Raw genomic sequence first — 20,283 nt, 5'->3', positions numbered from 1 at the left:
CGAAACTATGCTGCGGCCACGGCACGCTGAAATGCGGCCACGGCACGCTGAAAATCCGGCGATGGGGATCGCCTGCAATCCATTGTCTTCGACTGCAAACCGGCATAGCTTCCCGTCATGGACTTTGACCGGACGGCGTCGGCTACTTACCTCGCCAATCTGCTGGCGAAGGCTGCCTCCCGCGCACTCCATGCGCGGGCGGACGGGGCCGGCTTTGCGCCCGGCCAGTTCCCGGTCCTGCTCGAGCTTTGGAATGGCGACGGCGTTACCCAGCGCGACCTCCTCGACCGGCTCGACATCGAGCAGGCCACCATGGCCAACACGCTTTCGCGCATGGAACGCGACGGCCTCATTTCCCGCCGCCGCCATCCGAAGGACAAGCGCGCGCAACTGGTTTTCCTGACCGCCCGCGGCAAGGCGCTGCAGGAAACGGCAATGGCCGCGCGAGCGCCACGGAAGAAGCGCTCTTCCAGGGCTTTCGCCGCTTCGAGCGGGAGCTTCTTCTGGAATACATGCGCATGGTGCTGGCCAATCTCGGTCGCATGCCGCGGATCTGACGGCACAAGGCCGTCATACAATTTGCCCTCCCCGACGCGATCGGTCTAATGTCGCGCCGAAATTCTTCTGATTTGCGCATGCTGCCGTGGCAAGGCCGCTCATACGCCTTGCGCACCATGCTTTAGGGATTCTCGACCATGACCAACATTCTGCCCGTCCTCGATCGCGCCAGCGCCGGCATTCCGGCCAGCCTCGAACGCCTGTTCGAGCTCGTGCGCATCAAGTCGATCTCCACCGATCCGGCTTTCAAGGCCGAGTGCCGCCGGGCTGCCGAGTGGCTGGTGACGGAACTGCGCTCGCTCGGGTTCGATGCGACGGTGCGCGACACGCCCGGCCATCCGATGGTCGTCGCCCATCACGACGGCGCCAGGCCCGATGCGCCGCATGTGCTCTTCTACGGCCATTACGACGTCCAGCCGGTCGATCCGCTGGACCTGTGGGACAACGATCCCTTCGAGCCGGCGGTGCGCGAGGTCGAAGGCGGCCGGCGCATCATCACCGGCCGCGGCACGTCCGACGACAAGGGCCAGCTCCTCACCTTCGTCGAAGCCTGCCGCGCCTACAAGGAAACCGTGGGCGCGCTGCCCTGCCGCGTCACGATCCTGTTCGAGGGCGAGGAAGAATCCGGCTCGCCTTCGCTCAAACCCTTCCTTGAGGCCAATGCCGCGGAACTGACCGCCGACTTCGCCCTCGTCTGCGACACCAGCATGTGGGATGCCGATACGCCGGCGATCTCGGCCGGCCTGCGCGGCCTCGTCGGGGAAGAAATCGTCGTCAAGGCGGCCGACCGGGACCTTCATTCCGGCTATTTCGGCGGCGCGGCGGCCAACCCCATCCACATTCTTGCGACCATTCTTGCGGGTCTCCATGACGAGACAGGCCGCGTGACGCTTGACGGCTTCTATGACGGCGTGGAAGAAACCCCGACGCAGATCAAGGCCGCCTGGGACAAGCTCGGCAGCTCGGCAGAAAGCCTGCTCGGCGAGATCGGACTGTCGATCCCGTCCGGCGAAAAGGGCCGCTCCGTGCTGGAGCTCACCTGGGCCCGCCCGACGGCCGAGGTCAACGGAATTACCGGCGGCTATACCGGCGAGGGCTTCAAGACGGTGATCGCGGCGGAAGCCTCGGCCAAGGTTTCCTTCCGCCTCGTCGGCAAGCAGGATCCCGCCAGGATCCGCGACGCCTTCCGCACCTATGTGCGCGCCAATATCCCGGCGGACTGCTCGGTGACCTTCCATGCCCATGGCGGCTCGCCCGCCATCCAGCTGCCCTACGATTCGTCGCTGCTCGGCAAGGCGAAGGCGGCGCTTTCCGACGAATGGCCGAAGCCGGCCGTCGTCATCGGCATGGGCGGCTCCATCCCGATCGTCGGCGATTTCCAGAAGATGCTCGGCATGGAATCCCTTCTCGTCGGCTTCGCGCTGTCGGACGACCGCATCCATTCGCCGAACGAGAAATACGAGCTGCGCTCCTTCGAGAAGGGCATCCGTTCCTGGGTGCGCATTCTGGCGGCGGTGGCCGCCCGTTGACGCAGATGTGAAGACAAAGTTGGCCAGAGTTAACCGGAGCGCACACAAACGCTGGCCTACTGAGCAAACAAAGGACCGCACCGTCGCAAGGCGATGACAGGTCCGCACGATGGGGAAAGGGTGAGGATGGCTTCAGGACGAATTGCAAAGGAAACTTGCTGCTCGGGCGGCGATACGCTGAAAACCAGGGGCAAGGCAGGATGAAGCGGCTCAGGAAATTCTTCTGGCCACTCGTCAGCACCATCGCAATCGTCCTGTCGATCTATATCCTCTACAAGGAGCTCCGCGGCCTCTCTCTCGAAGAGTTCCTGGCAAGCATCCACGCCATTCCGACATCGGGCTGGATACTCGCCTGCCTGGCGACCTTCGTCGCCTATGCCGCGCTTGCGGCCTACGACCATCTGGCGCTGGAGCATCTCGGCCATCGCATCTCGCTGTGGTTCATCACCATCACCTCCTTCACGACCTATGCGCTGTCGCACAATATCGGCGCCTCGGTGTTCTCAGGCGCGCTGGTGCGCTATCGCGCCTATACGTCGAAGGGTCTCACCGGATCGGAGGTGGGCGTCCTCGTCGCATTCTGCTCCTTCACCTTCGCGCTCGGAACCTTCATGCTGTTCGGTCTGGTGCTGGTGCTGGAGCCGGAGATCGTCGGGCGCTTTGCCGATTTCCTGCCGATCGAGGCGGCCCTTTCAACGGGCTTCATCATCCTGGCGCTTGTCGCACTCTATGTGATCGGCAGCCTCGTCGGTTTCCGGCCGATCGATACCCGCTGGCTGAAGCTGGAATATCCCAAGCCTTCGCTCGTCTTCCGCCAATTGATCATCGCGCCCATCGAACTGATCGGCGCTGCGGCGATCATCTATTTCGTGCTGCCGGCGGAGGGCAATCCGGGCTTTTTCGTCGTGCTCGGCATCTTCCTCGCATCCTTCTCCATAGCGCTGCTATCGCATGCGCCGGGTGGCATCGGCGTCCTGGAACTCGTCTTCATCGCCGGCCTTCCGGATATGGATCCGGCGGCCGTGCTGGCGGCCCTCGCGGTCTTCCGGCTCTTCTATCTCATCATCCCCTTCATCATGGCGCTGGTCGTCATCCTGATCTTCGAGCGGTCGCGCTTTCTCGCGCGGGCGAGCGACGGCGAGGACTGAAACCATGGATAGTTACGGTTCATCTTGGGTTCAGCCGAATTCTTTCATACTATGATCCGTCAAGATCACTGTGCAACAGTGACAACCCAAGGGAGACCGACATGAAGAAAACGATCAAGACCGGCCTTTCCGCCGCCATGGCCGTCGCCATGTTCGCCACGGCCTTCGTATCCACGCCGGCCTTAGCCGTGCCGATGTCGAACATCGGCATTTCTCAGGCCTCCGATGTCCAGCAGGTGCAGTACCGTCATCGCGAACGCCGTGGCTGGCATGGCGGGCATCGCGGCTATCGGCATGAGCGCCGCGGCTATCGCCGCCACTCGGATGGCTGGTGGTATCCGCTGGCAGCCTTCGGCGCCGGCGCGATCATCGGCGGGGCTATCGCCAATGACGGTTATTCCCGTCCGCGCTACAGCGGTATCAATCCGCGCCACACCGACTGGTGCTACGCGCGCTACCGGTCTTACCGGGCCTATGACAACACGTTCCAGCCCAACTATGGCGGCCGGCGCGAGTGCCTTTCGCCTTACTACTGAGACCACTTCTCGGGCGGCCTTCGGGCCGCCCGCTCTTCTTGAAGCGCCCATTCGCCTTAAAGTGGCAGAGGCGCGTTCACTGCTCCTTAACCACCCCTTAAATCGCCGCATTTAAAGTCCAACGGACAGCGACGTTTCAAAGGGCATGTCCAGCAGCATATGGCAGGTAACCGCAAATCCCAACGCATCGAGCCGTCCTTCCAGGGATCGGCAGGACGCGACGACGATGATATCCACGTTGGCGCCGGCGATCGTGTGGCGGGCGGCGCGGGTGGCCGCAGGGGACGTGGGAAGCCGCCGAAGGCCGAGCGGCCGCGGCGCGGCTCCAACCGGCGTCGAGGCTCTTCCGGCGGCCTTTTCGGCCTCTTTCGCAGACTGTTCTACTGGTGCGTCGTGCTCGGCATCTGGGGCGCCATCGGCGTCGGCGGGCTGGTGCTCTATTACGGCGCGCGCATGCCCAGCGCCACGAGCTGGTCGATCCCGGACCGGCCGCCGAACCTCAAGATCCTTGCCGTCAGCGGCGACATCATCGCCAATCGCGGCCTCACCGGCGGCGAGGCGCTGTCGCTCGAAAACATGTCGCCCTACATTCCGCAGGCCGTCATCGCCATCGAGGATCGGCGCTTCTATTCGCATTTCGGCGTCGACCCGCTCGGCCTTGCCCGCGCCATGCTCACCAATATCACGAGCGGGCGCATGGTGCAGGGCGGCTCCACCCTGACGCAGCAGCTTGCCAAGAACATGTTCCTCTCGCCCGAGCGCACGCTGGAGCGCAAGGTGCAGGAAGTGCTGCTCGCCTTCTGGCTCGAGCACACATATTCCAAGGACCAGATCCTTGCGATGTATCTCAACCGCGTCTTCTACGGCTCCAACTCCTATGGCGTCGAGGCCGCCTCGCGGCGCTATTTCAACAAGTCGGCGCGCGACGTGAACCTCGGCGAGGCTGCGCTTCTCGCCGGCCTGCTCAAGGCCCCTTCGCGCCTCTCGCCGGCACGCGATCCGGAGGCGGCCGAAGCGCGCGCCCAGGTCGTTCTCGGCGCCATGCGCGAAGAGGGCTTCATCACCGACAGCGAAATCAAGACCGCAATGTCGCAGACGCCGGCGCGCTCCAAGAGCTACTGGTCGGGCGCCCAGCACTATGCCGCCGACATGGTCATGGCGCAGCTTCCGGGCATGATCGGCGACATCAAGGAAGACCTCGTCATCGACACGACGATCGACCTCGACCTCGAGAAGAAGGCCGACGAGACGATCGCCGCCCTGCTCGAGAAGGAAGGCGCCAAGTTGAACGCCGCGCAGGCCGCGCTCGTCTCCATCGACGGCACTGGCGCGATCCGGGCGCTGGTCGGCGGGCGCGACTATGCGGAAAGCCAGTTCGACCGCGCCTCCAAGGCCAAGCGTCAGCCGGGGTCCGCCTTCAAGCCATTCGTCTATGCGGCAGCGCTGGAAGCCGGCCGCTCGCCGCTGTCGGTGCGCAATGACGCACCGGTGAAGATCGGCAACTGGACGCCGGAAAACTACGACCAGAAGTACCGCGGAGAGGTAACGCTTTCCTCGGCCCTCGCCAATTCGCTGAACACGATCGCCGCCCAGCTCGTCATGGAGGTCGGTCCGGGCGAGGTGATCAAGCTCGCCCGCCGGCTCGGCATCGAATCGGAGATGCAGTCGAACGCCTCCATCGCGCTCGGCACCTCGGAAGTGACGCTCGTCGAGCTGACCGCCGCCTATGCGCCCTTCATGAATGGCGGCTACAAGGCGACGCCGCATATCATCCGGCGCATTTCGACCGCCGATGGCACGGTGCTCTACGAAAACACCTACGACAATCCGCCCCGCGTCCTGGAGGAGACCATCGTCTCCCAGATGAACGGCATGATGATGCGCGTCATCACCGAGGGCACCGGCAAGAACGCCCGCATTCCCGGCTGGCAGGCCGCCGGCAAGAGCGGCACGACGCAATCCTTCCGCGACGCGCTCTTCGTCGGCTACACCGCCAACCTGACCACGGGCGTCTGGTTCGGCAACGACGACGGCAAGTCGATGAAGAAGGTGACGGGCGGCGGGCTTCCGGCCAAAGCCTGGAGCGAGTTCATGACGGCCGCCCATGCCGGCCTCTCCCCCTCCCCGCTGTTCGGCACGACCGGCGGCGGGCCGGTGCTGGATGCGACCCGGCCCGTGCCGCAGGAGGGCGGCGACGAACTCTTCGACATCATCTCGCGCACGCTCGGCACCGACGAGCAACCCGCCGGCACGGGCGAGGTGGCGACCGACCGGACGGGCGCCGTCCCGCTCGACGACGGCCTCATCCCGCCGGCAGACGTCGGCGGCGAGCGCCAGACCGGCACGCGCCGCACGACCCTCTTCGACTTCCTCGTCGGCGGCTGACGCGTCATCGGTTTTTTCGGCAAAATCACCGCACCGCCTTGCCGGGATTGCTCCAGCGGCTTGACGCCCGTCATGAAGCCCACCACATTGCCGCCGGGGAACGCTTCACCTTCTTGAGAATGCTGATTTCGCGAGCTTTGCGGCTCCCAGATGTCTTGCAGTCGTCTGGAGGGGTCCTTATATACCCCGCAAAGCTCCGGTTCATGCCGGGGCTTTCCAAAAAGACCATACCATTAGGGGCTGCCAAAAGAATGCCTGAATGGGTTCCGGCAGTTCGCTTGAAGGAGAGAATGACATGGCTAAAGTAATCGGTATCGACCTCGGGACGACCAATTCCTGCGTTTCCGTCATGGACGGCAAGGACGCGAAAGTTATCGAAAACGCCGAAGGCGCGCGCACGACCCCTTCGATCGTTGCCTTCAACGAAGACGGTGAGCGGCTGACCGGCCAGCCGGCCAAGCGCCAGGCCGTCACCAATCCGGAAAACACGCTCTTCGCCGTCAAGCGCCTCATCGGCCGCCGTTACGACGACAAGCTTGTCGAGAAGGACAAGGACCTCGTTCCGTACAAGATCGTCAAGGGCGACAATGGCGACGCCTGGGTTGAGGCCCACGGCACCGGCTATTCCCCCTCGCAGGTCTCCGCAATGATCCTTCAGAAGATGAAGGAAACGGCTGAATCCTATCTCGGCGAAAAGATCACCCAGGCCGTCATCACGGTTCCGGCCTACTTCAACGACGCGCAGCGCCAGGCCACCAAGGATGCCGGCAAGATCGCGGGTCTTGAAGTGCTCCGCATCATCAACGAGCCGACCGCTGCCGCGCTCGCCTATGGCCTCGACAAGAAGGACGGCAAGACGATCGCCGTCTACGACCTTGGCGGCGGCACGTTCGACATCTCGGTCCTGGAAATCGGCGACGGCGTCTTCGAAGTGAAGTCGACCAACGGCGACACCTTCCTTGGCGGTGAAGACTTCGACATGCGTCTCGTTGAATATCTCGCAGCCGAGTTCAAGAAGGATCAGGGCATCGACCTGAAGAACGACAAGCTCGCCCTGCAGCGCCTCAAGGAAGCTGCTGAAAAGGCCAAGATCGAGCTCTCCTCCTCGCAGCAGACCGAAATCAACCTGCCGTTCATCACGGCGGATGCCTCCGGTCCGAAGCACCTGACGATGAAGCTGTCGCGCGCCAAGTTCGAGAGCCTGGTCGATGATCTCGTCCAGCGCACCGTCGCACCGTGCAAGGCAGCCCTCAAGGATGCCGGCGTCTCGGCGGCCGAGATCGACGAAGTCGTTCTGGTCGGCGGCATGAGCCGCATGCCGAAGGTGCAGGAAGTCGTCAAGCAGCTATTCGGCAAGGAGCCGCACAAGGGCGTGAACCCGGATGAAGTGGTCGCCATGGGCGCCGCCATCCAGGCCGGCGTTCTGCAGGGCGACGTCAAGGACGTTCTGCTCCTCGACGTGACCCCGCTGTCTCTCGGCATCGAAACGCTGGGCGGCGTCTTCACCCGTCTGATCGAGCGCAACACGACGATCCCGACGAAGAAGTCGCAGACCTTCTCGACCGCCGAGGACAACCAGTCGGCCGTCACCATCCGCGTCAGCCAGGGCGAGCGCGAAATGGCGGCGGACAACAAGCTGCTCGGCCAGTTCGACCTCATGGGCATTCCGCCGGCACCGCGCGGCATGCCGCAGATCGAAGTGACCTTCGACATCGACGCCAACGGCATCGTGCAGGTTTCGGCCAAGGACAAGGGCACCGGCAAGGAGCACCAGATCCGCATCCAGGCCTCCGGCGGTCTCTCCGACGCCGACATCGAGAAGATGGTCAAGGATGCCGAAGCCAATGCCGAAAGCGACAAGAAGCGCCGTGAAGGCATCGAGGCGAAGAACCAGGCCGAAAGCCTGATCCACTCGTCGGAAAAGTCGCTGAAGGAATATGGCGACAAGGTCACGGAAGCCGACCGCAAGGCCATCGAGGAGGCGATTGCCGCCCTCCAGGCCGCCGTCGACGCCTCCGAGCCGGACGCCGAGGACATCAAGGCCAAGACCAACACGCTCATGGAAGTGTCCATGAAGCTCGGTCAGGCGATCTACGAGGCCCAGCAGGCCGAAGAGAACGCATCCTCGGGTGAGGCCGGCGACAATGTCGTCGATGCCGACTACGAGGAAGTCAAGGATGAGGACGACCGCAAGAAGTCGGCCTGAGCCTCCTGAATGACCGGCCGCGCCTGGCGCGGCCGGTGCAATGGATAGCAAGAGGGCGGAAGTCAGCACGAAGGGAAAAAAGCCGGATGATCACTCCCGTTCTGTGCGGCGAAGACGTCACGGCATTTCCCTTCGTACCGGCTTCCGTCCTTTTGCGTGCGCGATTTTGCAGCGCGCAGGCTGGCGGCAAGCTTCCCGATACACGATAACAAGACCGTTCCCGCGAAACGGACGTGAAACAGAATGGCTAAAGCTGATTTTTACGAGACGCTGGGTGTCTCCAGGACCGCCGACGAGAAGGAGCTGAAGAGCGCCTTCCGCAAGATGGCGATGAAGTATCACCCCGACAAGAATCCGGGCGATGCCTCTGCCGAACAGACGTTCAAGAACGTCAACGAAGCCTATGAGACGCTGAAGGACCCGCAGAAACGCGCGGCCTACGACCGCTATGGCCACGCTGCCTTCGAGCAGGGCGGCATGGGTGGCGGTGGCGGCGGCGGCTTCCAGGGCGGCGGCTTCTCCGACATCTTCGAGGACATCTTCGGCGAGATGATGGGCGGCGGGCGCCAGCGGCGCTCCTCCGGCGGGCGTGAGCGCGGCGCAGATCTGCGCTACAACATGGAAATCTCGCTGGAAGAGGCCTATGCCGGCAAGACCGCGCAGATCCGCGTTCCGACGTCGATCACCTGCGATGTCTGTACCGGTTCCGGCGCCAAGCCCGGCACGAGCCCGAAGACATGCGCAACCTGCCAGGGTTCCGGCCGCGTGCGCGCGGCGCAGGGCTTCTTCTCTGTCGAACGCACCTGCCCGACCTGTCACGGCCGCGGCCAGACGATCAGCGATCCCTGCACCAAGTGCCACGGCAACGGCCGCGTCACCGAAGAGCGGTCGCTGTCGGTCAACATCCCGGCGGGCATCGAGGATGGCACGCGCATCCGGCTGTCCGGCGAGGGCGAAGCGGGCGTGCGTGGCGGACCTGCGGGCGATCTCTACATCTTCCTGTCGGTGAAGCCGCACGAGTTCTTCCAGCGCGATGGCGCGGATCTCTACTGCACCGTGCCGATCTCCATGACGACAGCTGCGCTCGGCGGCACCTTCGACGTGGCGACGCTCGACAGCACGAAGTCGCGTGTCTCGGTGCCGGAAGGCACGCAGGCCGGCAAGCAGTTCCGCCTCAAGGGCAAGGGCATGCCGGTGCTGCGCTCCAGCCAGATCGGCGATCTCTATATCCAGATCCAGATCGAGACGCCGCAGAAGCTGACCAAGCGCCAGCGCGAGCTGCTGAAGGAATTCGAGGAAATCTCCTCGAAGGAGAACAACCCCGAATCCGCCGGCTTCTTCGCACGGATGAAGGAATTCTTCGACGGCTGATCCGGCCGGCAGAACGAATGAAACAGCCCCGGCAAGCCGGGGCTGTTTTCGTTTGCGCCTACTGGATGAGGATGGCGCGGAAATCGTTGACATTGGTGCCGGTCGGGCCGGGCACGAAGAGGTCGCCGAGCGCATCGAAGGCCGTCCAGCTGTCGTTGCGCCCCAGGAACTCGGCGGCATCCTTGCCCTGATGGGCGAGACGCACGACCGTCGTGCCGTCGGCGAAGGCGCCGGCATTGTCCTCCGAGCCGTCGATGCCGTCCGTGTCGGCGGCGAGCGCAGACAGGCCTTCGAGACCATCCGTGGCGCAGGCGAAGGACAGCAGGAATTCGCCGTTGCGGCCACCCTTGCCCTTCCCCTTGATGGTAACGGTCGTTTCGCCGCCCGAGAGGATCACGACGGGTTTGCGGAAGGGGCGATTGCGACGAACGACTTCGGCGGCGATGGCCGCATGAACGCGGCCGACTTCCGCTGCCTCGCCTTCGATGGCATCGGAGAGGATGACGGCCTCGACGCCGGCCTTGCTGGCCGCCGCGGCGGCAGCCTCCAGCGAAACGGCGGCGGAGGCTACGAGCTTGACCTCGTTGCGGGCAAAGCGGGTATCCGACGGCACCGGCGGCTCGTCCTTGCCGCCCTCAATATGGCGCATCACGGCCTCGGGCAGGTCGAGGCGATAGCGCTCGATGAGGCGCAGCGCATCGGCGCGGGTGGTCGCATCGGCAATGGTCGGGCCGGAGGCGACGAGCGCGGGATTGTCGCCGGGAATATCGGAAACGACGAGCGAGACGACGCGGGCGGGATGGGCAAGCGCGGCAAGGCGTCCGCCCTTGATGCGCGAGACCTGCTTGCGCACGGCGTTCATCGCGCTGATCGGCGCGCCGGAGGCCAGCAGGGCACGGTTGACCGCGATCTCATCGGCAAGCGTCAGGTCGCCGGCGGGTGCCGGCAGAAGGGCGGAACCACCGCCACAGACGAGCGCGACGACGAGATCGTCTTGGGTGAGGCCGCGCACCGCCGCCATGAGCCGGCCGGAGGCGAGAAGGCCGCTGTCGTCGGGCACCGGATGGGCGGCCTCGAGCACCTCGATATGCTTGCAGGCGACGGCATAGCCGTAGCGCGTGACGATGACGCCGGTGAGCGGGCCATCCCACAGGCGCTCGAAGGCGCGCGCCATCTGCGCGGCGCCCTTGCCTGCGCCGATCACGACCGTGCGGCCTTTCGGCTTTTCCGGCAGGTTGGCGGCCAGCACCTTCTCCGGGTCGGCGGCCGCGACCGCGACGGAAAACAGAGATTCCAGAAAGGCGCGCGGATCGGCGATGGGCGGCATGTCATTCCTCCGGGTCATGCGAACGGGTCTATAAAGCACAGCCCCCCATCCACAGGCCAGCACTGTCTCGAACCGGAGACGGCGCGGCGGGATGAGGGGCTGTTCCTCCTCCAGAAGGGGTGACCGGGCGGGGCTCCCCTCCCCGCCCGGTCAGGCCGTCATGCGACGGCGTGGTTCGCCATGCGCTCCAGCGCCTTGACGAGACCTGAGTGGTCGAGGCCTGCCTCGCCATGAGCTGCACACTGGTTGAAAAGTTCCTGGGTCGATGCGGTGTTGGGCAGTGCGACGCCCAGCGCCTTGGCGCCCTGCAGCGCGAGATTGAGGTCCTTCTGGTGCAGGGAAATGCGGAAGCCCGGGTCGAAGGTGCGCTTGACCATGCGCTCGCCGTGCACCTCGAGAATGCGCGAGGAGGCAAAGCCGCCCATAAGCGCGGCGCGCACGCGCGCCGGATCGGCACCGGCCTTGGAGGCGAAGACGAGGGCTTCGGAAACCGCTTCGATCGTCAGCGCCACGATGATCTGGTTGGCGACCTTGGTCACCTGGCCATCGCCGCAATCGCCGACGAGCGTGATGTTCTTGCCCATCAGCTGCAGAAGCGGCAGCGCCCGGTCGAAACTTTCCTGCGAGCCGCCGGCCATGATCGAGAGCGAAGCGTTCTTCGCGCCGACCTCGCCGCCGGAAACCGGGGCATCGACATATTCAGCACCGGTCTCACGGACCTTCCTGGCGAATTCCTTCGTCTCGATCGGCGAAATCGAGCTCATGTCGATGAGCAGCTTGCCGGCCGAAAGGCCATGGATGACACCGCCTTCGCCGAAGATCACGTCCTTCACTTCCGGCGTATCCGGCAGCATGAGGATGATCGTATCGACCGTTTCGGCAAGCGCCTTCGGGCTGTCGACGATCTTCAGGCCGTTGTCGACCAGTTCCTGGCGCGGCGGGATGGAAAATTTCGAGGTGATGACCGTGTGGCCGGCGTCCTGAAGATGACGCGCCATGGGCGTGCCCATGATGCCGAGGCCGATGAAACCGATATTAGCCATGATCTAAACTCCCAGTCTTGAAATCGTTTGGTTGGTTCAGCGACCGATTTCGGTCAGCCAGCCAAGCCCTTCCGCAGTGGTGGTGCGCGGCTTGTATTCGCAGCCGATCCAGCCGTCGTAGCCGAGCGCGTCGAGCGTCTTGAACACGAAGGGATAGGCGATCTCGCCGGTCCCCGGTTCGCCCCGGCCCGGATTGTCGGCAAGTTGCACATGGGCGATTTTTGCCTGGTGCTTCTTGAACGTGCCGATCAGCTCGCCCTCGGTGCGCTGCTGGTGGTAGAGGTCGTACTGGATGAACAGGTTGTCGCTGCCGACCTCGGCAATGATCGAGGCCACCTGATCGGGCGTGTTGAGGTAGAAGCCCGGGATGTCGAAGCGGTTGATCGGCTCGATCAGCAGCCGGATTCCATGTTTGCCGAGTTCTTCCGCAGCAAGCTTCAGGTTGGCGACGAAGGTTGTGCGCAGCACCTCGTCGGACACGCCTGCCGGTGCGATGCCGGAAAGGCAGTTGACCTGCTTGCAGCCAAGCGCCGTCGCATAGTTGATGGCGGAGGCGACGCCGCGGCGAAACTCGTCGACCCGGTCCGGCAGGATCGCGATGCCCCGTTCGCCGCCGCCCCAGTTACCCGCCGGCAGGTTGTGCAGCACCTGCGTCAGGCCGTTCCTGTCCAGTTCGGCGCGCAGCGCATCCCTGTCGAAATCGTAGGGGAAGAGATATTCGACCCCCTCGAAGCCGGCTTTTGCGGCCAGTGCGAAGCGCTCGAGGAACGGCGCCTCGTTGAAGAGCATGGTCAGGTTGGCCGCAAATTTCGGCATGGATGTATTCCTCTTTTCCAATCAGTCCAGCAGGGCGAGCGTTGCGGTCGGGGCATCCTCGCCGCGTTCGGCCAGCTCCTCGAATTCGACGACGGCATTGATGTCGGCGCCCATGGCGATGTTGGTGACCCGCTCCAGGATGAACTCGATGACGACGGGAACCTGGTGTTCCTTCATCATCTGCTGCGCCCTGTCGAAGGCTTCCTGGAACTCGTTCGGGCTGCGCACGCGGATCGCCTTGCAGCCGAGGCCCTCGGCAACCGCGACATGGTCGACACCGTAGCCGGCTTCCGAATCCGCCGTCGCATTGATGTTGTCGAAGGCCAGGCTGACCTCGAAGTCCATGTTGAAGCCACGCTGGGCCTGACGGATGAGGCCGAGATAGGAATTGTTCACGACGACATGCAGGTAGGGCAGCTTGTGCTGGGCGCCGACCGCAAGCTCCTCGATGAGGAACTGGAAGTCGTAGTCGCCGGACAGGGCGACGATGGGGCGGTCCGGATCGGCGGCGCGAACGCCGAGCGCCGCCGGCAGCGTCCAGCCGAGCGGGCCGGCCTGGCCGCAGTTGATCCAGTTGCGCGGCTTGTAGACATGCAGGAACTGCGCGCCGGCGATCTGGCTGAGGCCTATGGTCGAGACGTAGCAGGTGTCGCGGTCGAAGGCCTTGTTCATTTCCTCGTAGACGCGCTGCGGCTTCAGCGGCGTCTGGTTGAAATGGGTCTTGCGCAGCATGGTGCGCTTGCGCTCGCGGCATTCCTCGCCCCAGGCGGACCAGCCGCGCAGCTTGCCGGCGACCTTCCATTCCGTCGCAACGTCGAGGAGAACCTTCAGCGCGGCGCCGGCATCCGAGACGATACCGAAATCCGGGGTGAAGACGCGGCCGATCTGGGTCGGCTCGATATCGACATGGACGAAGGTCCGGCCTTCAGTATAGGTCGAGATGTTGCCGGTGTGGCGGTTTGCCCAGCGGTTGCCGATGCCGAAGACGAAGTCCGAGGCGAGCATGGTCGCATTGCCGTAGCGATGCGAGGTCTGCAGGCCGCACATGCCGGCCATCAGCGGATGATCGTCCGGGATCGCGCCCCAGCCCATCAGCGTCGGGATGACCGGAACGCCGACGATCTCGGCGAATTCGACGAGCAGGTCGGAGGCGTCCGCATTGATGATGCCGCCACCGGCGACGATCAGCGGGCGCTCGGCCTGGTTCAGCATGGCGAGCGCCTTTTCGGCCTGGGCGCGCGTTGCGGCCGGCTTGTAGGGCGCCAGCGGTTCGTAGGCGTCGATGTCGAATTCGATTTCGGCGAGCTGGACGTCGATCGGCAGGTCGATCAGGACCGGACCGGGACGACCCGAACGCATGGTGTGGAACGCCTTCTGGAAGACATAGGGAACCAGACCCGGCTCCATGACCGTGACGGCCCATTTGGTGACGGGCGCGGCGATCTTGGCGATATCGACCGCCTGGAAATCCTCCTTGTCGAGGCGGGCGCGCGGCGCCTGGCCGGTGATGCAGAGGATCGGGATCGAATCGGCGGATGCCGAATAGAGGCCGGTGATCATGTCGGTGCCGGCGGGGCCCGACGTGCCGATGCACAGGCCGATATTGCCGGCGCGGGCACGGGTATAGCCCTCGGCCATGTGGCTTGCGCCCTCGACGTGGCGAGCCAGGATGTGGCGGATCGAACCGCGCGCCTTCATCGCCGAATAGAAGGGATTGATCGCTGCGCCCGGAACGCCGAAGGCGCAATCGACACCTTCCTTTTCCAGAACCAGCACCGCTGCATCGACAGCACGCATTTTAGCCATGGGATTTCCTCCGTCTCTTGGAGATGAAGGTAGCGCATCTGCGGCTCGGCGCAATCATAAAATGGAAATCAATCCCATCATGCGGAAATAAACATTTTCAACGAAACTGGAACAATCGACGCGAGCCAGCTATGTCATCAATGCGGCGGACAGGAGAAAGCGTCATGGCAGAGCATCAGGAAAAGACACGGGGCAGGCCAGGCCGGAAGCCCGCGGAAAACGCAGCGCCCTCATCCGTGCAGGTGCTCGACCGCAGCCTCAAGCTGCTCGATCTCGTCGCGCGGGCGGACGGCGCGGCGCTGACGGACCTTGCGGACCAGTCCGGCATGGCGCCCTCCACGGTGCACCGGCTGCTCACCTCGCTCGCCCAGCACGGCATGGTGTCCCATGACGGGGAGACCGGCGCCTGGACGATCGGCGTCAAGGCCTTCGAGATCGGCACCGCCTATCTGCGTTTCCGCAAGCTCGGCACGATCAGCCGGCCGTTTCTCAAGCAGTTGATGGAAGGATGCGGCGAGACCGCCAACATCGCCATCGAGGATGACGGCGACGTGGTCTTCATCTCGCAGGTGGAAAGCCACGCGCCGATGCGCGCTTTCTTCCGCCCCGGCCGGCGCGGGCCGATCCATGCATCGGGCATCGGCAAGGCGATCCTTTCGACCTGGCCCGACGCGCGCATTGAGGCGCTGCTTGCCGGCCGCACGCTCCTGCACTTTACCGACAAGACCCGTGACAGCCTGCCGACGCTTCTGGAGGACATCGCAAGAATCCGCACCCGCGGCTGGTCGATCGACGACGAGGAGCACACGCTCGGCATGCGCTGCGTGGCGGCGCCGATCTTCGATGAATATGGCGAGGCCGTTGCGGGGATTTCGGTATCAGGACCGGCGGTGCGTTTGCCCGACGCGAAGGTCGATGCGTTCGGGCCGGTCGTGAGAGCGGCGGCGGAAGGACTGACCAAGGCAATGGGCGGACGGTCGCGCTCCGCCTGAGCCGGAAACCAGATGCCGCCGCGCCCCTGCATGGGACACGACAGCACGATTGGTCCGGGACGACCCCGGTGGTCAGGCCGTTTCGAGAACGCGCTTTGCGGTCGCGGATTTCGCCTTCATCGGCTTGCCCGCGACATAGACCTCGGCGACCGAGCGGTCGTCGCCCATCGTCTGGAGGATGAACAGTTCCTCCATCAGCGTGGTTGCGGTGCGCATGCGATAGTCCATCGCCGGCTTGGCGCTGGAATCGAGCACGACGATATCGGCATCCGCCCCCGCATGCAGCGAGCCGATGTGCCTTTCCAGCCCGAGCGCCCGGGCATTGCCCAGCGTCATGCGGTAGAAGGAGTTGAACGGCGTCAGCTTCTGGCCGCGCAGATGCAGCACCTTGTAGGCCTCGCCCATCGTCTCCAGCATGGAGAAGCTGGTGCCCGCGCCGACATCCGTCGCCACCGACCAGCGCGCACCGAGCCTGTCGAACCGGTCCCGGTCGAACAGGCCCGAGCCGAGGAAGAGGTTGGAGGTCGGGCAGAAGACGCCGACCGCGCCGGTCTCGGCGAGGACGGAAATCTCCCGGTCGCTCAAATGGATGCAATGGCCGAGCAGCATGCGCTCGTTCAGCAGGCCATAGCGCGCGTAAATATCCGTATAGTCCCTGGCCTCAGGATAAAGCGACGTCGCAAAGGCGATCTCGTCGTGGTTTTCCGAAAGATGGGTCTGGACGTAGCAGGACGGATGCTCGGCAACGAGCGCCTGGCTCATCTCCATCTGCTCCGGCGTCGAGGTGATGGCGAAGCGCGGGCTGATGGCATAGAGCGCCCGGCCGCGGCCGTGCCACTTCTCTATGAGCTTCTTCGTCTCGTCATAACCCTGCTGCGGCGTGTCGCGCAGCGCGTCCGGCGCGTTGCGGTCCATCATCACCTTGCCGCCGATCATGCGCATGCCGCGCGCCGCGGCCGCCGAGAAATAGGCATCGACGCTTTCAGGATGCACCGAACAATAGGCGACCGCCGTCGTCGTGCCGTTCGAGAGGAGCTCGTCCATGAAGCGATCGGCCACGGCCGCCGCATGGGCGGCCTCGGCGAATTTCTGTTCCTCGACGAAGATATAGGTGTTCAGCCATTCGAGAAGCTGCGCACCGTAGGAAGCGATTGCCTGAGTCTGCGGGAAGTGCAAATGCGTGTCGATAAGGCCCGGCAGAACGAGGTTCGGCCGGTGATCGGCCACCTCGACATCCGCGCCAGCAAGCTTGCTGATGTCAGCATGATCGCCTGCGTCCACCACTTTGCCGCCACGCACGAAGACGGCACCGTCCTCGAAGTAGCGATAGGAGGCCGTGTCGTCGATGCCCTGCGGCTCGGCGACGAAGGTCAGCACCCGTCCGCGGATCAGGAGTTCGTTCATTGGGTCTTCTCCCCGCTAACCGCGTTCTCATACCAGGCGACGAAGAGCTTGCGCTCCTCGTCCGAGATCTGGGTGACATTGGCCGGCGGCATGGCGTGCGAGCGACCGGCCTGCAGGTAGATCTCGCGGGCATGGGCGGCGATCTCGCCGTCCGTTTCCAGCACCACGCCCTTCGGCGGCACCACGATCCCCTCCCAGCCGGGTTCCTTGGCGTGGCACATGGCGCAGCGACCAAGCACCGTGTCGCGCACCTTCGGGAAGGCTTCCGCCGTGATGAAGGGCTGCTGCGCGGTGGAGACCCTGGTGTCGTCCGCCTCGCCCGTCAGGACCTTCGGCACGGTGGAAAGCCACATGATGAGAACGAAGAGCAGCGCCGTGGCAAGCCAGGTCCAGGTCGGATTGCCGGCATTGGCATGCGTGGTGTTGAAGTAGTGCCGGATGGTGACGCCCATCAGGAACACCAGTGAGGCGATGATCCAGTTGAACTCCGTGCCGAAAGCCAGCGGATAGTGGTTCGACAGCATCAGGAACAGCACCGGCAGCGTCAGGTAGTTGTTGTGGGTGGAGCGCTGCTTGGCGATCTTGCCGTATTTCGGATCGGGCGTGCGGCCGGCGATGAGGTCGGCGACGACGACCCGCTGGTTCGGCATGATGATGAAGAAGACGTTGGCCGACATGATCGTTGCCGTGAAGGCGCCGAGATGCAGGAAGGCGGCGCGGCCAGTGAAGAGCTGCGTGTAGCCCCAGGCGACGGCGACCAGGATGAAGTAGAGCGCCACCATCAGCCGCGTGTTGTCGTTGCCGAAGGGCGACTTGCAGATGAGGTCGTAGATGATCCAGCCGAAGGCGAGCGATGCCAACGAGATGGCGATGGCCACCGGCTTGGAGACGTCGAGCACGTTCGGGTCGATCAGATAGAGGTCCGCGCCTGCATAATAGACCAGACAGAGCATGGCGAAGCCGGACAGCCATGTGGCGTAGCTTTCCCACTTGAACCAGACGAGATGCTCGGGCATTGCGGCCGGCGCCACCAGGTATTTCTGGATATGGTAGAAGCCTCCACCATGGACCTGCCATTCCTCGCCATGGGCGCCCGGCGGAAGCCCCGGATGCTTCTTCAGGCCCAGGTCGAGCGCGACGAAGTAGAACGACGAGCCGATCCACGCGACGGCCGTTATCACGTGCAACCAGCGCACGGCGAACATTACCCAGTCCCAGGCAATGGCGTATTCGTACATGGGGACCTCCTCCCGATCTTATCGAACCTGTTTGCCATCAAGTCATTTTCCCGGAAATCCCGGTGAATGCCGAACACTTTCAAAAAAAACTATAAGGTGGCCTCCCCTTTGCTCCACACGCCAATGTGCTAGAAAGAGCCATGTCCTATCTCGATAATGTGCGAGTCTTCGTTCGCGTGGTCGAACTTGGTACCCTTTCGGCGGCGGGGCGCGACCAGCGCGTCACCCCGGCGGTCGCCAGCAACCGCATCAAGGAACTGGAGCGTCATCTCGGCGTGCGGCTGTTCAATCGCACGACGCGCAAGCTGTCGCCGACCGAGCACGGCCGCGTCTTCTATGACGGCGCGGTAAAGATCATTGAGGCGGTCAACGAGGCGGAAGCCGCCATTGCCGATCTGTCGCGCAACCCGAAAGGCTCGCTTCGGATCACCGCGCCGCTCGGCATCGGCCGACGTCTCATTGCCTCCGGCATCCCGGAATTTCACGACAAGTATCCGGATATCGAGGTGCGCGTGCGCCTGTCGGACCACAATGTCGATATTCTCGCCGAGGGCGTCGACGTCGCCTTCAAGCTTGGCGTGCTGGAGGATTCGAACCTGCGCATGCGCGGCATCCTGCGATGCGACCGCGTGCTCTGCGCCTCGCCCGACTATCTTGCGCGTCGCGGCGTTCCGGCCAATGCCGACGCGCTGATTGGCGACAAGCACGACTGCCTGCTGCTGCGCTATCCCGGCTCGAAGGAATATTTCTGGACGCTGGCGACGCCGGAAGGCACGCGCAAATTCGAGGTTGGCGGCCCCTATGACAGCGACGACGGCGACGTGCTCACCCAATGGGCGCTGGAAGACCGCGGCATCATCAACAAGCCGCTCTTCGAGGTGAAGGCCCATCTCAAGGAGGGCCGGCTGGTAGAAATCCTCAAGGACAGTCCGCCCGCCCCCGTGCAGCTCGCCGCGATCTATCCGCACAAGCGCTTCCAGGATCCGAAGGTCCGGCTGATGATCGACTTCATGGCCGAGCGCTGTCAGCGGCTGATCGGCAAGCTGCTCGGCGAGGACCTTGCCGCCGAAGCTTCTACCGACTGACGGCCTGCGTAATCCTGGCCCGGCTTGCCGACCAGGTCAGCGCCGACGTCATGATTTCCGCGGCGGCGAGCGTGGCGATGACCGCGGGGCGCTTGTCTTTCAGGGCCGTGCCGCCGATCGGGCAGACAAGTTTTCCAAAGAGTTCGGCATGGCCGATTTCGCGCGACAGCCAGTTGCGGAAGGTGGTGCGCTTGGTCTTTGAGCCGATCATGCCGACATAGGCGGCATCGTCGCGCCGCAGCGCTTCGGCGGCGATCAGGAAATCGAGCGCGTGGTCGTGAGTCAGAACCACGAAGCTGCTGCCGGCGGGCGCATCCCGCACCACGGCCTCCGGCATGGCGGTGAGGCAGGTCTCGATATGCGGCACCGTCGAGGCGGTCAGCTCGTCCTCGCGGGTATCCACCAGAATGACGCGCAGCGGCGCAAGCGACAACGCCATGGAGAGCGCATCGCCGACATGACCTGCACCGAAGACATAGACATGCGGGCGCGCCGCCAGTTCAAGGTCGCTCCGGGTAACAAGGTCCATTGCCAGGGCCGGACCCAGCGCGGTGAACGACAGTCCGACCCTGCCGCCGCAGCATTGTCCGATCTCCGGGCCCAGCGGCACGCTCATCGGCTCGGCGGCAAGGCCGGAGCGCAGCGCCCGCCGCGCCTGGTCGATCGCCATATATTCCAGCTGCCCGCCGCCGATCGTCGCGTAGATCGCCCGTTCCGACACCAGCATCCAGGCATCCGTATCGCGCGGCGTGGAACCCGCCGCGCCGGTCACCTCGACAAGGACCGCCGCCGGCTCGCGCCGCAGGAAATCCCGGATATCTTCGCGCATGGCGGGCATC

The 20,283-nt window shown here is 64.3% G+C and carries 15 protein-coding genes and 1 pseudogene; 9 read left to right on the top strand and 7 right to left on the bottom strand.

Translation table 11 applies throughout. The features are described from left to right. Nucleotides 1-117: 117 nt before the first annotated feature. The 7 genes and pseudogenes from WA950_RS05490 (at nucleotide 118) to dnaJ (ending at nucleotide 9,733) form a co-directional block, all read left to right on the top strand. A pseudogene (locus tag WA950_RS05490) lies at nucleotides 118-557 on the top strand (MarR family winged helix-turn-helix transcriptional regulator). A gap of 138 nt (nucleotides 558-695) precedes the next feature. Beyond that, a complete protein-coding gene (locus WA950_RS05485; RefSeq protein WP_424550685.1) occupies nucleotides 696-2,087 on the top strand; it encodes a dipeptidase in 1,392 nt (463 codons plus the stop codon). A 200-nt stretch (nucleotides 2,088-2,287) separates the two neighbouring features. Beyond that, a complete protein-coding gene (locus WA950_RS05480; protein WP_424550684.1) occupies nucleotides 2,288-3,235 on the top strand; it encodes a lysylphosphatidylglycerol synthase domain-containing protein in 948 nt (315 codons plus the stop codon). 101 nt (nucleotides 3,236-3,336) lie between these two features. Continuing rightward, nucleotides 3,337-3,771, top strand: coding sequence for a BA14K family protein (locus WA950_RS05475; protein ID WP_424550683.1), 435 nt, complete (start codon nucleotides 3,337-3,339; stop codon nucleotides 3,769-3,771). Nucleotides 3,772-3,930: 159 nt separating this feature from the next. Continuing rightward, nucleotides 3,931-6,156 carry a transglycosylase domain-containing protein gene (locus WA950_RS05470; RefSeq protein ID WP_424550682.1) on the top strand — a complete coding sequence of 742 codons (2,226 nt, stop codon included), beginning with the start codon at nucleotides 3,931-3,933 and terminating at the stop codon, nucleotides 6,154-6,156. Between the two features lie 295 nt (nucleotides 6,157-6,451). Further along, nucleotides 6,452-8,362: a molecular chaperone DnaK gene (dnaK, locus tag WA950_RS05465; protein ID WP_424550681.1), complete on the top strand. Its 1,911-nt coding sequence runs from the start codon at nucleotides 6,452-6,454 to the stop codon at nucleotides 8,360-8,362. A gap of 243 nt (nucleotides 8,363-8,605) precedes the next feature. Continuing rightward, entirely contained in the window at nucleotides 8,606-9,733 is a 1,128-nt protein-coding gene (gene dnaJ, locus WA950_RS05460) for a molecular chaperone DnaJ (RefSeq protein ID WP_424550680.1), read from the top strand. Between the two features lie 58 nt (nucleotides 9,734-9,791). Here dnaJ and WA950_RS05455 read toward each other — a convergent pair whose 3' ends face one another. From WA950_RS05455 to gcl, 4 genes are all read right to left on the bottom strand, one after another. Then, complete coding sequence (locus tag WA950_RS05455) at nucleotides 9,792-11,060, bottom strand: glycerate kinase type-2 family protein (RefSeq protein WP_424550679.1); 1,269 nt, start codon at nucleotides 11,058-11,060, stop codon at nucleotides 9,792-9,794. A gap of 158 nt (nucleotides 11,061-11,218) precedes the next feature. Further along, nucleotides 11,219-12,103 carry a 2-hydroxy-3-oxopropionate reductase gene (locus WA950_RS05450; protein WP_424550678.1) on the bottom strand — a complete coding sequence of 295 codons (885 nt, stop codon included), beginning with the start codon at nucleotides 12,101-12,103 and terminating at the stop codon, nucleotides 11,219-11,221. 36 nt (nucleotides 12,104-12,139) lie between these two features. Next, on the bottom strand, nucleotides 12,140-12,919 hold the full coding sequence (hyi, locus tag WA950_RS05445) for a hydroxypyruvate isomerase (protein ID WP_424550677.1): 780 nt from the start codon (nucleotides 12,917-12,919) through the stop codon (nucleotides 12,140-12,142). A 21-nt stretch (nucleotides 12,920-12,940) separates the two neighbouring features. Beyond that, nucleotides 12,941-14,725 (bottom strand): glyoxylate carboligase, encoded by a 1,785-nt coding sequence (gene gcl / locus WA950_RS05440; RefSeq protein WP_424550676.1) that lies wholly within the window; start codon nucleotides 14,723-14,725, stop codon nucleotides 12,941-12,943. 164 nt (nucleotides 14,726-14,889) lie between these two features. On the opposite strand from gcl, the gene bhcR reads away from it, so the two are divergent. Next, nucleotides 14,890-15,717, top strand: coding sequence for an HTH-type transcriptional regulator BhcR (gene bhcR, locus WA950_RS05435; RefSeq protein WP_424550675.1), 828 nt, complete (start codon nucleotides 14,890-14,892; stop codon nucleotides 15,715-15,717). 72 nt (nucleotides 15,718-15,789) lie between these two features. Here bhcR and guaD read toward each other — a convergent pair whose 3' ends face one another. Both guaD and WA950_RS05425 read right to left on the bottom strand, forming a co-directional pair. Continuing rightward, nucleotides 15,790-17,121, bottom strand: coding sequence for a guanine deaminase (guaD, locus tag WA950_RS05430; RefSeq protein ID WP_424550674.1), 1,332 nt, complete (start codon nucleotides 17,119-17,121; stop codon nucleotides 15,790-15,792). Beyond that, a complete protein-coding gene (locus WA950_RS05425) occupies nucleotides 17,118-18,359 on the bottom strand; it encodes a urate hydroxylase PuuD (RefSeq protein WP_424550673.1) in 1,242 nt (413 codons plus the stop codon). The genes guaD and WA950_RS05425 overlap by 4 nt, the downstream gene beginning before the upstream one ends. A gap of 140 nt (nucleotides 18,360-18,499) precedes the next feature. Between WA950_RS05425 and WA950_RS05420 the strand changes: the two genes are divergently transcribed. After that, nucleotides 18,500-19,444: a LysR family transcriptional regulator gene (locus tag WA950_RS05420; RefSeq protein WP_424550672.1), complete on the top strand. Its 945-nt coding sequence runs from the start codon at nucleotides 18,500-18,502 to the stop codon at nucleotides 19,442-19,444. On the opposite strand, the gene xdhC is transcribed toward WA950_RS05420, so the two are convergent. Beyond that, a complete protein-coding gene (gene xdhC / locus WA950_RS05415; protein ID WP_424550671.1) occupies nucleotides 19,434-20,282 on the bottom strand; it encodes a xanthine dehydrogenase accessory protein XdhC in 849 nt (282 codons plus the stop codon). The two genes, WA950_RS05420 and xdhC, sit on opposite strands and share 11 nt — an antisense overlap. Nucleotide 20,283: the final 1 nt, after the last annotated feature.

The sequence above is a fragment of the Shinella sp. genome, assembly GCF_049651085.1.
In the GTDB taxonomy this organism is placed as follows: domain Bacteria; phylum Pseudomonadota; class Alphaproteobacteria; order Rhizobiales; family Rhizobiaceae; genus Shinella.
This window is presented reverse-complemented; position numbering and strand designations above follow the sequence as displayed.

Excerpts from the sequence above, each read along its gene's own strand:
- WA950_RS05485 (WP_424550685.1), top strand. The coding sequence starts at position 696 with ATGACCAACATTCTGCCCGTCCTCGATCGCGCCAGCGCCGGCATTCCG.
- WA950_RS05480 (WP_424550684.1), top strand. The coding sequence starts at position 2,288 with ATGAAGCGGCTCAGGAAATTCTTCTGGCCACTCGTCAGCACCATCGCA.
- WA950_RS05475 (WP_424550683.1), top strand. The coding sequence starts at position 3,337 with ATGAAGAAAACGATCAAGACCGGCCTTTCCGCCGCCATGGCCGTCGCC.
- WA950_RS05470 (WP_424550682.1), top strand. The coding sequence starts at position 3,931 with ATGGCAGGTAACCGCAAATCCCAACGCATCGAGCCGTCCTTCCAGGGA.
- dnaK (WP_424550681.1), top strand. The coding sequence starts at position 6,452 with ATGGCTAAAGTAATCGGTATCGACCTCGGGACGACCAATTCCTGCGTT.
- dnaJ (WP_424550680.1), top strand. The coding sequence starts at position 8,606 with ATGGCTAAAGCTGATTTTTACGAGACGCTGGGTGTCTCCAGGACCGCC.
- WA950_RS05455 (WP_424550679.1), bottom strand. The coding sequence starts at position 11,060 with ATGCCGCCCATCGCCGATCCGCGCGCCTTTCTGGAATCTCTGTTTTCC.
- WA950_RS05450 (WP_424550678.1), bottom strand. The coding sequence starts at position 12,103 with ATGGCTAATATCGGTTTCATCGGCCTCGGCATCATGGGCACGCCCATG.
- hyi (WP_424550677.1), bottom strand. The coding sequence starts at position 12,919 with ATGCCGAAATTTGCGGCCAACCTGACCATGCTCTTCAACGAGGCGCCG.
- gcl (WP_424550676.1), bottom strand. The coding sequence starts at position 14,725 with ATGGCTAAAATGCGTGCTGTCGATGCAGCGGTGCTGGTTCTGGAAAAG.
- bhcR (WP_424550675.1), top strand. The coding sequence starts at position 14,890 with ATGGCAGAGCATCAGGAAAAGACACGGGGCAGGCCAGGCCGGAAGCCC.
- guaD (WP_424550674.1), bottom strand. The coding sequence starts at position 17,121 with ATGAACGAACTCCTGATCCGCGGACGGGTGCTGACCTTCGTCGCCGAG.
- WA950_RS05425 (WP_424550673.1), bottom strand. The coding sequence starts at position 18,359 with ATGTACGAATACGCCATTGCCTGGGACTGGGTAATGTTCGCCGTGCGC.
- WA950_RS05420 (WP_424550672.1), top strand. The coding sequence starts at position 18,500 with ATGTCCTATCTCGATAATGTGCGAGTCTTCGTTCGCGTGGTCGAACTT.
- xdhC (WP_424550671.1), bottom strand. The coding sequence starts at position 20,282 with ATGCCCGCCATGCGCGAAGATATCCGGGATTTCCTGCGGCGCGAGCCG.